This window comes from Corynebacterium nasorum (assembly GCF_030229765.1).
GTDB classification, from domain to species: domain Bacteria; phylum Actinomycetota; class Actinomycetes; order Mycobacteriales; family Mycobacteriaceae; genus Corynebacterium; species Corynebacterium kefirresidentii.
The window spans coordinates 41,313-56,186 of record NZ_JASPGY010000010.1; the positions used below are offsets into that span (position 1 = coordinate 41,313).

Sequence of the window (14,874 nt, forward strand, 5' to 3'; positions counted from 1 at the left end):
AGTATGCATTTAAGGTCGATTGATAGATATTGAATCGACCTTGGCCTCCGCACTGCGCTGTTTCGCCTCGGTCGTTTAGTCCTAGAGGTAGAGCACCCGATCTGATTGTAAGTATATGAATCTCAAGAAACTCTCGGAATCTTTGTTGTTCCGCATTATCGTTGCCATCATCTTTGGCGTGGTGGTCAGCCGATTCGCGCCAGAATGGTTTGGTCGCGTATTCGCCACCTTCAATGGACTATTTAGCAACTTCCTCAACTTCTTTATCCCGGTCCTTATTTTCGCGCTGATCGCTCCGTCCATTGCGGGTCTCGGGCGTGGTGCCGGTAAGTGGCTGGGGGTTACAGCGGGGATTTCCTATGGCTCCACTATTGTCGCCGGTCTTCTTGCCTATGTGCTTGCCCACTGGCTCTACCCCACCATGCTTAGTGGTCAGAATCTGATTACTAATGTCTCCGATATTGATGAGGGTGCACTCTCTCCCTACTTCGAGGTGGAGATGGCGCCGCCTTTTGAGGTTATGACTGCCCTCTTGTTGTCGTTCTGCATTGGTGTAGCTATGACTACCGTGAAGTCCGATACTTTGTACGCTGTCACCAAGGAATTGGAGAACGTAGTAGTCAAGGTAATCTGGGGCTTTGTTGTGCCGATTCTGCCCTTCTATATCTTTGGCATGTTCTTGGGATTGGGCATGAATGGCAATCTGGGCTCGGTACTTTCGGCCTTTGCCAAGGTTTTGATTTTGGCAGTTGTTATGACCCTAGTCTACCTAGTCTTGCAATACATCATTGCTGGTGCGATTACCGGGAAGAATCCCTTCAAGGCGCTTCGCAATATGCTGCCGGCTTATTTCACGGCTTTGGGAACCTCCTCTTCTGCCGCGACTATCCCAGTGTCCTTGGAGTCTACGCTTAAGAATGGCATTTCAAAGCCGGTGGCAAGCTTTGTTATCCCGCTGTGCGCGACCATCCACTTGTCCGGTTCGATGATTAAGCTGACGCTCTATGCCTTCGCAATCGTGTATATGGCAAACCTTGATATTAGTACCGGTACCGGACTTGGCTTCATCTTCTTGTTGGGAATCATGATGATTGCTGCTCCGGGCGTTCCGGGCGGTGCCGTCATGGTGGCGGCCGGCCTTCTGGCAGACATGATGGGCTTTGATGATGGCATGGTGGCGCTCATGATCGCCGCCTACATCGCCATCGACTCGGTCGGCACTGCCGCCAATGTCACCGGCGACGGTGCTATTGCGATGATCGTGGACAAATTCGCAGGCGACAAGAAAGACCCCTCCGAAGAGGAATCTGCAGAAGCAACCGCGTAGAGGCTCACCAAAACCACACCCCTCGTTCAGCTGTCGAGAGCTGACGAGGGGTCTAATGCGTTGTGGGACTTCTTTCGGGTCGCCGCCTTCATGCGGGTGACAAACTCAGCGAGTTCTTTGTGCAGCGCGGGGTCCACGCGAGCGCGGCCTGAGGTCTCTTCGATTTGGGTCCGCTCTGCAGCGGTTTCACGTGAAACGTGGCGATCAATGATTTTAGTAATGGCCGAGCCAGTAATAGCCCCCTCCGCTCCGGCTGCCACGGCATCGCGCACATGCTCGGGTGCTGAAATGCCGAAGCCGAGCAGTACCGGCGGGCCATCGAATCTTTTGATGTTTGCTACGACTTCTTCAAGCCCGATGGTTTTAGATTCTCTCTCGGTACCTGTCACGCCGTCGCGCGAAATGGCATAGATATAACCCCGCGAGCTGTGAGCGACGCCTTCGAGGGTGCTCGCGGTGGCACGAGCCGGGGCGATGAAGATCGGATCTATGCCGGCCTTTTCTGCTGCAGCGATGAATGGAGCGCCTTCGCGTACGGGGACGTCGGGAAGCAAGATGCTATCCGCGCCTGCCTTAGCGAATTCGGAATAGAAGCGCTCGAAGCCGCGCGTGAAAGCCACGTTGCCATAGATCAACATGCCAATGGGAAGCTCAGGGAATTCTGAGCGGATCGTCCGCACCTGTTCTAGGGCGGAATCTACGGTGGCGCCAGCCGCTAGCGCCCTAAGGTGAGACGCCTGAATGGTCGGTCCATCGGCCACGGGATCAGAAAATGGGACGCCAAGTTCTAGTGCATCTGCACCGGCCGCGACAACGGTTCGTACAATGTCCAGCGTGTCCTCCGGGGTGGGATCGCCCAACATGAGGAAGGGGACGAACGCGCCCTCTCCCCTTTCGCGCAGTGATCGGAATAGGTTCTCGTATCGATTGCTCATTAGTGCTTCTCCTGCAGTTTAAATTCTGGGTGGGCCTCAAGTGTGCGGCGAACATGGTCGATATCTTTATCGCCGCGACCAGACAAAGAGACTACAATGGTGATGTCCTCATCCTTCCGTTTCAAGGCATAAGCAAGAGCATGGGAAGACTCAAGGGCGGGAATGATCCCTTCCCGCTGGGATAGCAGTTGAAACGCTTCCAATGCCTCGGCGTCTGTAATGCCAACGTATTGTGCTCGGCCGCTGGAGTGAAGGTAAGCATGCTGTGGACCGACTCCCGGGTAGTCGAGTCCGGCGGAAATGGAGTATGACTCTTCCACTTGGCCGTCTGCGTTCCGCATGAGGTAGCTGCGTGCGCCGTGGAGTATTCCTACGGTCCCGTTGTTGATGGTGGCACCGTGCTTGCCGGAGTCCAGTCCTTCACCGCCCGGTTCAGTGCCGACGAGTTCCACTTTTTCCTCCGCAATGAAGTCTGCGAACATACCGATTGCATTGGAACCGCCTCCGACACAGGCGACGACTACATCCGGCAGGCCGCCAGTGCGCTCAAGCATCTGCTGCTTAGCTTCTTCGGAAATGACTTTATGGAACTCCCGGACGATAGTCGGGAAAGGGTGTGGCCCAGCCGCAGTGCCGAGGAGATAGTGGGATTCATGGAACGTAGCGGTCCAATCGCGGAGCGCTTCATTCACCGCGTCCTTAAGCGTTCCGGACCCGGTATCAACGGCTACGACTTTCGCGTTCATTAGCTCCATACGGAATACATTGGGCTGCTGCCGCGCGACGTCTTTTGCCCCCATATAGACCACACACTCGAGCCCTAAGAGTGCGCAAGCCAGTGCGGTGGCGGTGCCGTGCTGGCCCGCTCCCGTCTCTGCAATGATGCGAGTCTTTCCCATACGTTTGGCGAGGAGGGCCTGTCCGAGGACTTGGTTGGTCTTGTGCGCGCCACCGTGTACGAGGTCCTCACGTTTGAGGAAGATCCTCGCTTTACCGCCTAAATTTTTTGCCTCTGTCAGTGGCGTGGGCCGGCCAAGGTAGTCACGCAGAAGGCCGCTGAGCTCTTCGCGAAAGGACGGGTCATTCTGTGCTTCTACAAAAGCCTTCTCAAGTTGGTCGAGGGCGGGGATAAGGGATTCTGGGACGAACTGTCCACCGAATTCACCAAAGTATGCTGGAAGGAGTGTTTCACGTGAAACGGTCATGATCGTGTCCTTTCTATGGGTGTGTATAGCGTCGGATGATGTGGAAGGCTTGGGACACAAGCGAGGAATCCTTGCGGCCGGGTGCGTACTCTAGACCCGAATTGAGATCGAGCCCCATCGTGCCGATCGACAGAGCCTCTTCGAGGTTGTCTAACCGGAGGCCACCGGCGAGGAAGGATTTATCCTTAACTTCAGGGGGGATAGTGCTCCACTCGAATGAGCTTCCTGACCCGCCGCTTCCGGAGTCTAGGACTAGCGCTTCTACTTCTGGGACAAGGTCAGTTGCCAGTCCTGCGAAATCGGGGCTGAGCATATCGACGGCACGCCAGACGGATAATCCGCCCGCGACGCTGCGTACCTGGCGTAGGAATTCTCTTTCCGCTTCCCCACTTCCTTGGAATGGGGTGTGGAGCTGAAGTGCCTTGAGTCCTGGGAGCTCAGAAAGTCTCTGTAGCTCTTCGATATCCGAAGAACGTGTCACGGCCACGTAGTCCAGACCCGGCTCTGCGGAGATGATGTCACGCGCGGTTTCACGTGAAACACTGCGCGGCGATTCCCGTACGAAGATAAGTCCTCCGTAGCGGGCCCCTGCAGCACGCGCCGCTTGCGCAGCGGAGGCAGAGTTAAGCCCGCATACTTTATTGCCACCGTAGACAAGATCGCGAGCGGCGCGATCGATATCCTCTTGGTGGCTGAGTTGTGAGCCTACAAGGAATGCGTGCACGTGAGAGCCCAGCCGGCGGACGGTGGCACTGTCGCGGATTCCGGATTCCGAGACGATCGTTTTTCCTTCAGGGATATGGCTAGCGAGGCGCTCGGTTCGTTCTAGGTCGATGCTGAGATCGTGGAGGTTGCGGTTATTGATACCGATGATGTCGCCACCTAATTGCAGCGCTCGTTCCACCTCTTCCTCGGTGATGGCTTCAGTCAGGACGTCTAACCCCAGTTCATCAGCCAACGCCTTGAGTTTAACGTAGGTGTCATCATCCACGATGGACATCATGAGCAAGATGGCATCGGCTCCGTAGTGTCGCGCGGCGTAAACCTGAATGGGATCAACAATGAAGTCTTTGCACAGCACCGGCAGATAGGTAGATTGGGCGACGATTTGCAGATGGTCGTAGTCGCCGCCAAAGCGCGCAGGCTCGCACAGCACCGAAATGGCGGAGGCATAGCGTGAGTAGATACGAGCGATATCGCCCGGACGGTAGTCCGCGCGAATCAACCCCAGGGACGGCGATGCAGACTTACATTCCATGATGAAGCGACTGGTGCCATCGAGGGCTTCGACAAGCGAACGCTCCGAAGGTGGTACGCTAGCGAGGTCCACGTGGGACAACCTGTCGCGAATGGCCGGCAGATGAGTGCGGCGCTGGGCGACGATCTCTTGTAGCACGGTTGGCAATTCCTTCGCCGTCATTAGTTCTTCTCCCCTACCGCATAGTTAGCGCTTTCGTGGATATGGAGCCACTTTTCGACAGCGCCGCTATTAATAAGATCCTTAGCGTGAGAGACTCCTGCTGCGATACTCCTCGTGGTCCCGTTGAGGTAAAACATGGCTCCGGCGGTGGCAGCGATGGCGTCCACGTGTGCGGGCTTACCTCGGCCGGCAAATACCGCGCGGAGGGCTAAGGCATTTGCAGCGCCATCCCCACCGGCAAGCTCCGCGAGCTCGTGGCGCTCGATACCGAGCTCTTCAGGGGTGAGCTGGTAGGTGATAATGTCGCCGTTTCTGAGCTCCCAAGCCTGCGTGGTGCCATGAGTGGCAATCTCATCCGTGCCGGCTCCATGGACGACTAAGGCGCGCTCGCGGCCAAGTTCTCGAAAGACCTCTGCAATGAGTTGGCCTTGATCTGGGTTTGCAATGCCCATGATTTGGAGTGATGGGTGTCCTGGGGACAAGAGCGGGCCGAGGGTATTAAATATGGTTGAGATGCCCAGTGCCTTGCGCACCGGTTGGACGTGGGCGATGGCTGGGTTGTAGGCGGGGGCGAAAAGAAGCGTAAAGTTCGAGGCCTCAAATTGGCGGACCGCTCGGGCGGCGTCTAAGTCGAGCGGGATATGAAGAGCCTCGAGTACATCCGCAGATCCGGACTTGGAAGAGACCGAGCGGTTGCCGTGCTTGATCATCTTCACTCCCCCGGCAGCGGCGACGAGCGAGGCCCCCGTCGTGATATTGATGGTATTTGCGCCATCGCCCCCAGTGCCGGCCGAATCCATAAGGCCTTTTCCGGTGATGGGGAAGGGATAGCCCACCTTTAAGAAAGCCTTGGCGGCGCCGGCAACGTCCGCGAAAGTCTCGCCCCGAGCCCGGATATGAGCGAGCAATGCCGCGATATGGATATCGTCGTAGGCACCCACGGCCAAGGGGGTAAATACCTCCGTGGCTTCTTCGATGGTGGGTTGTGGATTGCTTAGATAGGCCTGAAAGGTCCGCAGTGGTGTTCGGCTCATTTTAGTTTTCCTTCTCCATAGTGGTGTGGGTAGATAGTTGGTGAATGCAGCGTTGGAGCATTATGGGGCCAGTGGGTGTGAGGACGGATTCTGGGTGGAATTGCAGACCTAGCCCCATACCGTCTTTTGTCTCCGCGGCCATCACTACTTCGCCGATATCTGAGGAAGTGTGTGCTAGGCAGCGCATCTCGTGCGGGATATCCGTACAGCCGAGCGAGTGGTAGCGTGCCACCGGAATCTGTGTGCTGAGACTATTTGGTTGATCAGGTTCGGTATCGGTGGCAAGCCCTTGGAATACGGGATGCTGGACCCCGGCTGGCGTGAGAGTCATCGGAACGGATTTTCCGTGTACCGGGCCGCAGGGCGCAACTACCCCACCGTGGCATTCAAGAAGCGCTTGGAAGCCGAGGCACACGCCGAGGATGGGAGTGGTGCCCAGGGTGGCGTCGATAAGCTCCATCATGCAGCCGGCCGACCGTGGATGCCCGGGGCCGGGGGAAAGCACAATGATGTCGGGCCGCGCCGCCAATACCTCATCGACCGTAACGGTATTGCGAAACACGGTGGTATCGAACCCAGCCAGGGCATCGACGAGGTTATAAACAAAAGAATCGTGGTTATCCAGAAGGACAATGTGTGGCGAACTCATCGCTGCACCTCCAAGTCGGCACCGTGTGCTACGGCAATGGCATTGAGCACGGCGTAGGCCTTATGCACCGTTTCATCGGCCTCGGCCTGTGGGACGGAATCTTTGACAACACCGGCACCGGCTTGCACTACTGCGGTGCCGTCTTGGACGTAGGCGGAGCGGATGACAATGCAGTTATCCATGGCGCCATCGCCGCGCAAGTAACCTACTGCCCCGCCGTAGGATCCGCGGCGTGTCCCTTCCGTTTGCCGCACCAGCTCGGTGGCACGAAGCTTGGGCGCGCCCGTCAGGGTGCCCATGTTCATACAGGCCCGATAGGCATCGAGCGCATCGAAATCTGAGTGGAGCGTTGCCGTGACTCGGGAGACCAAGTGCATCACACGGGAGTAGCGGTCCACCTGCAATAGCTCTGCCACCTGGCGGCTACGAGGAACGGCCACCCGCGCGAGATCATTGCGTGCTAGGTCTACCAGCATCGTGTGTTCCGCAATCTCTTTGTGGTCAGTACGCATCTCTAATTCATTGCGGATATCAAGCTTATGGCTGATGCTCCCATCCGGGCGCAGCCCGCGCGGCCGAGTGCCAGCGATGGGATAGAGCTGCACTCTCCTATCTTCCGGCGTGAACCTGAGATTGGATTCTGGCGACGCGCCAAATAGCTCATAGCCGTCGCCACGAACGTAAAACATATAGGGCGAAGGGTTAGTGTCTCGTAACGTCCGGTAGGCCGCGAGGGCGCTTGGACATTCCAGCGCGAAGGAACGCGCGGGCACTACTTGGTAGATATCGCCGGCGTGAATCTTGCGTTGGAGCTTTTCCACGTCTGCGCGAAACGTTGCGTCATCCGCATCAGCCACCGCACGGATCTTGCTTCTCTGTGGTGCCGTGGGGCGTGGGGTCTCCGGCCGCGTGGCTAGGGAATCAAGTTCCGCTTTAAGGTGGTCTTCGTCGATATCCCAGCCCTCTAGGCGCGCAGTTCTTTGCAGGTGGTCTACCTCCAGGACCGTTTGAGCCACCAAGAACTCATAGTCTGGGTAGGAATTCGGCCCCGGTTTAACCTCGGGGAGATCTTCGAAGGTGGCCAGGTAGTCATAAGCGAACCCGCCCCCTAGAAATGGTAGTAGCGGAGAGGAATAGGTGGCCTCTAATTGGAAGAATCGCAGAATGTCAGCGGTTGATTCAGCAAGGAGTCGCTGCCGCTCGTCGGGTTCGGCAGAAGGCGGGAATTCGAATACAGCGGTAGTAGTTTCACGTGAAACTAGGCGGTGGCGGAACCGGTCTCGGAGAGGAGGAAGGAGCACCTCCCCCGCGTTGGTGAGGGCCCGCACCTCCACCCTGTGGCCATGGCACGTGACTCTGAGTGCTGCCTTGAGGATGGCGAGACAGTTGAGGTTTTTCTTAGTCTCGATGTCTGCGCTTTCGAGCAACAGGGAGTCGTGCGGTTGCGCGAGCGCGTCAAATGTGGCGGCCGCATCGCTGTCGTAGGGTATGTCGCGGGTAGCCGTGTATGGCATTGCAGTGCCCTTTCGGAGAGGGTGGGTATGGGAAACGAAAATTAAGCTTCCACGAGCACAGGCACAAAAACGCCAAAAGGCCCGCAGAATGCGAGCCTGAAAATAGGTTGCGAAAGATGGCCCGCGGGTTACGCGCGCCACCACCAAGCAGTAGTCATGTTCTTCATGGCAGCTACTTTAACCCAAATTTCTATAACTCGGAAGATATTGCCGATAAATATTCTTACAGCCCGAGCTGGCTTTCTCGCAGAAGAAGCCGTATTCGGGACTTTAAAGACTTTAAAGAAACGAGTGGGGTACTGTTGGGTGCATTAACAAAGGGAAGAAAGGTGATGTAAATGACTATGAGTCCTAATGAGGTAGTGGCAAAGGTTCCTACCCAACTTTTGATTGGAGGCGAGTGGCGAAAGGCATCTTCCGGCGAGACTTTCACGGTGGAAAATCCCGCCACCGGAGAGACCATTGCTACTCTCGATTCTGCTAATTCCGCTGATGCGGTAGCCGCTCTAGATGCTGCTTGTGCGGTGCAAGATGAGTGGGCACGAACCACTCCGCGCGAGCGGGCGAATATCCTCCGCCGGGCCTTCGAGCTGGTACACGAGCGCGCCGATGAGTTCGCGACGCTGATGACACTTGAAATGGGAAAGCCTTTTGCCGAGTCTCAAGGTGAGGTCACCTATGGTGCTGAGTACCTGCGCTGGTTTAGCGAAGAGGCAACGCGCGATTATGGCCGCTATTCCCCCGTTCCGGAGGGCACTTTGCGTATGGTCACACGCCGCAAGCCGGTCGGGCCATGCCTGCTAATTACCCCATGGAACTTTCCCCTCGCGATGGCCACGCGCAAGGTTGCGCCTGCTGTTGCGGCAGGCTGCACCATGGTTCTGAAACCGGCCAAGCTCACCCCACTGACTACGCAGTACTTTGCGCAAACCATGCTCGATGCCGGCCTGCCCAAGGGTGTGCTCAATGTGGTTTCCGGAAGCTCTGCCTCAGCCATTTCGGAGCCTTTGCTTGCCGACGATCGCCTGCGCAAGCTTTCCTTCACCGGCTCCACCCCAGTGGGCAAGACTCTACTGAAGGGTGCCGCGGATAATGTGCTGCGCACCTCCATGGAGCTGGGCGGCAATGCTCCGTTCATCGTCTTTGAGGATGCGGATATCGATCAGGCCGTAGCAGGGGCCATGGGTGCGAAGATGCGCAATATTGGTGAGGCCTGCACTGCGGCCAACCGTTTCATAGTGCACGAGTCCGTGGCGGAAGAGTTTACGCAGAAGTTGGCGGCGGAGTTTAACAAACTCGTCGTGGGCAATGGCCTGGACGAAGGCGTTACCTGCGGTCCCCTCATTGAGGCCAAGGCGCTCGACAATATTGCCGCCTTAGTGGATGACGCAGTGGAAAAGGGTGCCACCGTTGTTACCGGTGGCAAGCGTGGCGAAGGTGAGGGTTACTTTTATGCCCCCACGATCTTGAGCAATGTTTCACGTGAAACCCGCGTGGCCCAGGAGGAAATTTTCGGCCCAGTTGCACCTATCTTTACCTTCAGCGAGGAGGCGGAAGCCCTAGAGTTAGCAAACGAGACGGAATATGGTCTTGCGTCCTATATTTTTACGGAAAACTCAGACCGCCTGTGGCGCGTGGCCGATGGTCTCGAATTTGGCCTGATGGGATTCAATGCCGGCGTCATCTCCAACGCCGCTGCCCCATTCGGCGGCGTCAAGCAATCCGGTTTGGGCCGCGAAGGTGGCGCCGAAGGTATTGAGGAATATACCTCAGTTCAATACCTGGGCATCCGTGACCCTTATGCCAATGTTTAGAAACGCAAGCGTCTGAAAAGACACACAGGCCAGCCGGGCTCCCTTTCGGGGCCCGGCTGCGGCCTAATAATGTAAACATTCATTGAAAATGAGTCTGCCTCCCCGACCTAAAGCATTTATCCTGCTCAAACCGTCAATATTGTTTGCATTGGGCGGCAAAAAGTGAGGCCGAACAAGACCAAGAGGGTTTTTGATTAACCATTGAAGCTTGCGGGGCGTATAGTTCCTCTCCGTATAATTTAATTCGTATCTCCTTCGCCCGCGCAGTGTGGCCTCATGGCCTGCTCGTGGAGAGGGAATTTTCTTTTTGTTATTTGGAGTGAGTATATGACGTCTACTGAATCTGCAGCGGCTAAGCCGCAGCTGATTACGCCCACGTTCGTTCTCGCGTGGGTGGCTAATTTCTGTCAGTTTTTGGTCTTCTACCTGTCCGTGACCACCATGGCCCTCTACGCGGTAGAGAGCTTCGGGGCATCGGATACCGTGGGTGGTTTTGCCTCCAGCGCCTTTGTTCTCGGTGCGACGTGCATGCGCGTATTCTCCGGCTGGCTCGTGGACCGCGTAGGCCACAAGAAGGCCGCCCTGACCTCCCTAGTCTTCGTCACAGTCGTTGCTGTGGCGTATTTTTTTGCACAGAACGTCGCCGTTCTTATTATCGTCCGTTTCCTGCACGGCACGGGTTATGCTTTGACCTCCACCGCGCTTATGGCAGTGGCACAGTCCGTCATTCCGCACGAGCGCCGCGCGGAGGGTACTGGCTACTTCGCCCTCGGTACTACCTTGGCAACGGCCTTCGGCCCAGCACTCGGCCTCTTCTTGGCTAATAACATTGGCTACAACACGCTCTTTGCTGTAGCGCTAGGCGCTAATGTCGTGTCTTTGGTCCTGGCCTTGGTGCTGCGCTACCCAGCTGAGGTTTCTGCCGAGAAGCCGGCCTTTACGCTGCGCAATGCAGTGCACCCCAACGTGGTTCCCATCGGTCTGTTTATGTTGCTGGTCGGAATCGCCTACTCCGGTGTGGTCACCTATCTCAACGCTTATGCGCGCAAGGAAGACCTTGTTACCGGTGCAGGTCTGTTCTTTATTGGTTACGCAGTAACCATGCTTATCATGCGCTTTGTTTTGGGCCGCATCCAAGACCACAAGGGCGATAACGCCGTGATGTACCTCGGCCTGGCAGCCTTTGTTATCGCCCTGCTCCTCATGGGCTTCCCCACCAACGACGTCATGCTGGTGGTTGCAGGCGCCTGCACCGGCCTAGGTTTCGGTACCCTCAGCCCCGCCTGCCAGGCTATCTCTGTGCGCTCGGTACCCGCCGCACAGATGGGCGCGGGCATCTCCACCATGTTCCTCCTGATGGACCTAGGCATTGGCCTGGCTCCGTTCGGCCTAGGCCCCATTGTTGGGGCAACCGGCTTTGACACCATGTACCTCATCCTTGCGGCCCTCGTAGTCATCGCAGCCATCTACTACTTCTTTGTGCACGGTCGCTTCCCCAAGGCCAAGGGGCACCATCTACACTTCGACGAAGGTAAGTAACACGGCACTCCCCTGTTAGCCTGAAGCATTAAAAGCACACCAGCCACCGAGGTTGGTGTGCTTTCGCTTTAGGTAGACCGTGCGGTTGTAGTTTGAGGGTCCGGAGGCTGGGGGTCGCGCGCAGCGCAGGAACGGAAAACTCGCCGAATAAGAGTCCAGGGTGTAGGGCTAGGCGCGCAGACTGTTGTTCTGGTGAGGGGGCAAGCAGCCAGCCTCGATTACGCGCTGGGCAAGGGTACGGTTGCCCATTTTGGCGGCAAAGGCGATGCGCATAGTGATGTCATGGTTGGGTGGCGCATCTATTGTGATGCTGTCGCCGGGTTGGATGCGGCCGGGGGAAATAATGCGCAGATAAGTACCGCAATCGCCACGGGCGGTCCAACGCTTGAGCCACCCGCGCTCCCCTAGCCAGCCGGCAAAAGTGGAACAGGGTTGGCGGGGAACGGATACCTCAAGTACAGCGGTGCCGATTCTTAGGCGTTGGTTAATGAGTAGAGCGGACAGGTCAACGCCTTGGGTGGTGAGGTTTTCACCAAAGCAGCCAGACGCCAGCGGGCGGGAAAGCTCGGATTGCCAGTAGTTCAACTCTTCGCGGGCGTAGGCGTAGATGGCTTTATCATTGCCGCCATGATGTTGGGTGTCACCAATTATATCGCCGTGCACGCCGGAACCATCGCCATAATGGGGGCCGGGCGCGGCCACATCGATGAAAGGTTGCGGTTGCTTGTCGATGCCCGAAAACTCGTGCCGCCCGCTCGGGTCTGGCCGGCGGACGGCGACATTGGTGGAAATGACCTGCATGCCTGCCACACTAGCTGAGCGTGAGCGCCTCCGCGGTGAGAATATCGCGGTAAAACAGCTGCGGCGCGAGGGAGACTGCTTCAGCTAGCTGCGGGAGGGCGCCGTCAAGCGCAGCGGCGAAAGCGGGGTCGGCCAGCTTGCCATTGGCCATGCCGCGCGCCGTGATGGCAAAGACGTAGGAGATAAACGGCATCCAGGCGGAATCGCCGAGCTCCGAATTGCCATCACCAAAGGCATCGAGCGCGAGCAAGGTGTGCAGTACGGACTTATCCACACCTAGCTGCTGCAGCGTTACCCGCAGCTGCATGGCGGTGCTGCGCAGGTTGGAGATGGTGCCCAGGCGGGTGAGCGCGAGGTCGTTGGCAAAGCACTCGCGCAGTGCAGCGATGCGGTGAGCATCGTCGCAGAGCTGATCGCTGGCCGTCGATGGTGTGGGCGCCTCACCCGTGGCGCTCATCAGCAGCATTGGGCGGGTGACATCGTCGACGCCGGTGGATGGCACGCGCGCGAGCGCGGCGGAGCCGTGGGCTTCGATGTAGTCATGGGCGGCGTCGGCAAGCGCGGCCAGCAGTGAGGAAGGCTTTTCGGCCGGCTCCTCGCGGCGGAAATTGCGGGAGACCAAGCCGGTGCGGACAAAGGCGCGCATGCGCTGACCCGGCTCAAAATCCGCCGCCATGAGGGCATCCATGCTGGCACGCGGATCGGCCTCAATGTCCTTGATGATCGCCTCGAAAGTTTCCTTGGCCTTGGGCGCTAGGCGGCGCATAGCCGCGTAGGTGGGCCACATACCCTCGGTGTTTGCGGTTTCACCATCCTGGAAGATGATGAGCGCGCTCGCCGGCGGGTACTGCGGCGCGGCCAAGTCGCTGGCCGGCTCATCCTCGCGGAAGTCCACGATGAGGTGGCCGGCGTCCAGCAGCTCCTCGGGCAGCTCGAAGCCTTCCTCGGTGGGCTCTAGTGGCAGCGGCTCGCCTGCGGGATTGCCCAGTGGCCAAGCCCATGCCAGCAGCTCCACCTCTTCCTCGTGTGGCTGCTCGGGGACGAGGATGCCATCCTCGATGGTGGCGCGGGAGACCAACGGAGCTTTGCGCACGGTGGCGATGGCGGCATAGATGAGGTCGCTGGCCGCCGTGGCTTCATATTCCATAACGCGCCGGTCAAAGCTGCGCTTTTGGTGCGCTGCGCGCTCCTTTTCTGGCAGACCCTCGAGGTACTCCTCATAGGAGAGCGTGGACCACAAGAGATAAAGCTCCAGCGAGGTCTTTTTTGTCAGCGCAGACTTCAGCGCCCGGTTTGGCACGGATAGGCTGGTAGCCGCCTCCGTAGAGCCATTGGCGGTGACGAGGTCCCTGATCTTTTGGTTTTTATCAATAACCACGAACTTCGCTAGTGGCAGAGGCTCCGGCGAGTGGATGGTAAAGAGGGCATCGGCATCGAGCTGATCTGCCAGGATGACTTGTTTATCGAGGTAATCGACTGGTTCGGCCGCGGTGCGCTTGACCCGGGTACGAATCGTCGCCGGTTCCACCTGGAAGGTCAGCTCATAGCCGGCCTCGCTGCCGATGGTCTCCTCGCGCACGCTCTCGTCCTCACCAAAGACGCGCTGGCCATTTTCCATCTGGATGGGCTTGCTCGGCGCAGAGGCCAAGGCGTAGCTAAACGGTGAAAGATTGCCTAGGGCGTCGATGAAGCGGAAGTTAGTGCCGCGCGGGCCCTCGTTTTTGGCGCGCATATGCAGTGTTTCCGCGAAGTTAAGGTACTGGATATCCACCAGTTCCTCATCCTTGTACAAGCTAAAGCGGTAACGACCTACCCAGGGATCTTCGAAGGCATCTGCCGGGAGCACCTCGTGGATGCCCTCCGGTAGCTCATCCTCCAGCACGGCCTCTTCTTCCCCACCGATGGGGACATAGGTCAATTCCATGCTGAGCTCTGTGTTCGCGATGACGCGCGGTGACTGGGTATAGACCAGCTCGCCATCTAGCCCGTGGGCATTGGGCAGCGACTTGACGGCCATATCCCAGGCAAAGTCAGGGCTGCCAGACACCTTGATGGTGGCGGGCTCCTGTTGTGGTGCCTCCACCGTGAAGGATTGGCTCACCTCTAACGGGAAGATGGACCAACCCTCCCAGGCGCCGTGTGGGCGAGCTTCGCCGGCCTTAGCCTTGGTGAATTCCGTGCCAGCAGGGGCGATGCAGGTATATGAGCCTTTAGGCATCGCTGCGGTGGTATCGACCGGACGATGGGTGGAATCCAGCACTAAGCCGCCATTGGCCACGCCGGCGAATTCCAAGGTGTGCTCCTCAAAGGAGACGCTCAGGTGGCTAAAGGGGTGGGGCATGCTGATCCATAGCCCAGGCTCCTCGCCCTCCACGTAGTAGAACTTACGAGTGTCCTCGCTGTCGTCGAGCAGCTGAGCGGACACGGTCCACTGGGGATCCTCTGGCTCATAACCTGCGGTTAAGGCTGGTAGGTACAGCTCCAGAGTGTGGGTAGCTGGGGAGAGGCGCAGGTGCGGAATCCCCTGAAATACCGCTGCGTCTGCAAAAGATGAAAGCTGGCTGCGAAACTTCTCCTGGCTCATTTACCCCAGCCTAGATCATTTTCATGCAGATCTGCATTTTGGCTGCGAGCGG

Annotated in this window: 11 protein-coding genes; 3 read left to right on the plus strand and 8 right to left on the minus strand. The window is 57.8% G+C overall.

What is annotated here, in order from left to right; genetic code table 11:
* Nucleotides 1-115: 115 nt before the first annotated feature.
* Nucleotides 116-1,327, plus strand: coding sequence for a dicarboxylate/amino acid:cation symporter (locus QP904_RS10670; RefSeq protein WP_284836040.1), 1,212 nt, complete (start codon nucleotides 116-118; stop codon nucleotides 1,325-1,327).
* Between the two features lie 26 nt (nucleotides 1,328-1,353).
* Here QP904_RS10670 and trpA read toward each other — a convergent pair whose 3' ends face one another.
* From trpA to QP904_RS10700, 6 genes are read right to left on the minus strand one after another with little or no spacing between them, the layout of a single operon-like run.
* Complete coding sequence (trpA, locus tag QP904_RS10675) at nucleotides 1,354-2,262, minus strand: tryptophan synthase subunit alpha (RefSeq protein WP_284836041.1); 909 nt, start codon at nucleotides 2,260-2,262, stop codon at nucleotides 1,354-1,356.
* Nucleotides 2,262-3,467, minus strand: coding sequence for a tryptophan synthase subunit beta (gene trpB, locus QP904_RS10680; RefSeq protein ID WP_284836042.1), 1,206 nt, complete (start codon nucleotides 3,465-3,467; stop codon nucleotides 2,262-2,264). The genes trpA and trpB overlap by 1 nt, the downstream gene beginning before the upstream one ends.
* 13 nt (nucleotides 3,468-3,480) lie before the next feature.
* Nucleotides 3,481-4,887, minus strand: a complete 1,407-nt coding sequence (trpCF, locus tag QP904_RS10685; protein WP_284836043.1) for a bifunctional indole-3-glycerol-phosphate synthase TrpC/phosphoribosylanthranilate isomerase TrpF — start codon at nucleotides 4,885-4,887, stop codon at nucleotides 3,481-3,483.
* Complete coding sequence (gene trpD / locus QP904_RS10690; RefSeq protein ID WP_284836044.1) at nucleotides 4,887-5,921, minus strand: anthranilate phosphoribosyltransferase; 1,035 nt, start codon at nucleotides 5,919-5,921, stop codon at nucleotides 4,887-4,889. Before trpD ends, trpCF begins: the two co-directional genes overlap by 1 nt.
* Before the next feature lies 1 nt (nucleotide 5,922).
* Nucleotides 5,923-6,570 (minus strand): anthranilate synthase component II, encoded by a 648-nt coding sequence (locus QP904_RS10695; protein WP_284836045.1) that lies wholly within the window; start codon nucleotides 6,568-6,570, stop codon nucleotides 5,923-5,925.
* On the minus strand, nucleotides 6,567-8,084 hold the full coding sequence (locus tag QP904_RS10700) for an anthranilate synthase component 1 (RefSeq protein WP_284836046.1): 1,518 nt from the start codon (nucleotides 8,082-8,084) through the stop codon (nucleotides 6,567-6,569). The genes QP904_RS10695 and QP904_RS10700 overlap by 4 nt, the downstream gene beginning before the upstream one ends.
* 338 nt (nucleotides 8,085-8,422) lie before the next feature.
* Here QP904_RS10700 and QP904_RS10705 point away from each other — a divergent pair, with 338 nt between their 5' ends.
* A complete protein-coding gene (locus QP904_RS10705) occupies nucleotides 8,423-9,898 on the plus strand; it encodes an NAD-dependent succinate-semialdehyde dehydrogenase (protein ID WP_023020164.1) in 1,476 nt (491 codons plus the stop codon).
* A gap of 327 nt (nucleotides 9,899-10,225) precedes the next feature.
* Entirely contained in the window at nucleotides 10,226-11,437 is a 1,212-nt protein-coding gene (locus QP904_RS10710) for an MFS transporter (protein WP_023020163.1), read from the plus strand.
* A gap of 168 nt (nucleotides 11,438-11,605) precedes the next feature.
* On the opposite strand, the gene QP904_RS10715 is transcribed toward QP904_RS10710, so the two are convergent.
* Together QP904_RS10715 and QP904_RS10720 are read right to left on the minus strand one after the other, a co-directional pair.
* Nucleotides 11,606-12,238 (minus strand): MOSC domain-containing protein, encoded by a 633-nt coding sequence (locus QP904_RS10715; protein WP_284836047.1) that lies wholly within the window; start codon nucleotides 12,236-12,238, stop codon nucleotides 11,606-11,608.
* 10 nt (nucleotides 12,239-12,248) lie between these two features.
* Nucleotides 12,249-14,822 carry a hypothetical protein gene (locus tag QP904_RS10720; RefSeq protein ID WP_284836048.1) on the minus strand — a complete coding sequence of 858 codons (2,574 nt, stop codon included), beginning with the start codon at nucleotides 14,820-14,822 and terminating at the stop codon, nucleotides 12,249-12,251.
* Between the last annotated feature and the right edge of the window lie 52 nt (nucleotides 14,823-14,874).

What these genes read in the sequence shown, in the direction of transcription:
- QP904_RS10670 (WP_284836040.1), top strand. Translation starts at nt 116, where the DNA reads ATGAATCTCAAGAAACTCTCGGAATCTTTGTTGTTCCGCATTATCGTT.
- trpA (WP_284836041.1), bottom strand. Translation starts at nt 2,262, where the DNA reads ATGAGCAATCGATACGAGAACCTATTCCGATCACTGCGCGAAAGGGGA.
- trpB (WP_284836042.1), bottom strand. Translation starts at nt 3,467, where the DNA reads ATGACCGTTTCACGTGAAACACTCCTTCCAGCATACTTTGGTGAATTC.
- trpCF (WP_284836043.1), bottom strand. Translation starts at nt 4,887, where the DNA reads ATGACGGCGAAGGAATTGCCAACCGTGCTACAAGAGATCGTCGCCCAG.
- trpD (WP_284836044.1), bottom strand. Translation starts at nt 5,921, where the DNA reads ATGAGCCGAACACCACTGCGGACCTTTCAGGCCTATCTAAGCAATCCA.
- QP904_RS10695 (WP_284836045.1), bottom strand. Translation starts at nt 6,570, where the DNA reads ATGAGTTCGCCACACATTGTCCTTCTGGATAACCACGATTCTTTTGTT.
- QP904_RS10700 (WP_284836046.1), bottom strand. Translation starts at nt 8,084, where the DNA reads ATGCCATACACGGCTACCCGCGACATACCCTACGACAGCGATGCGGCC.
- QP904_RS10705 (WP_023020164.1), top strand. Translation starts at nt 8,423, where the DNA reads ATGACTATGAGTCCTAATGAGGTAGTGGCAAAGGTTCCTACCCAACTT.
- QP904_RS10710 (WP_023020163.1), top strand. Translation starts at nt 10,226, where the DNA reads ATGACGTCTACTGAATCTGCAGCGGCTAAGCCGCAGCTGATTACGCCC.
- QP904_RS10715 (WP_284836047.1), bottom strand. Translation starts at nt 12,238, where the DNA reads ATGCAGGTCATTTCCACCAATGTCGCCGTCCGCCGGCCAGACCCGAGC.
- QP904_RS10720 (WP_284836048.1), bottom strand. Translation starts at nt 14,822, where the DNA reads ATGAGCCAGGAGAAGTTTCGCAGCCAGCTTTCATCTTTTGCAGACGCA.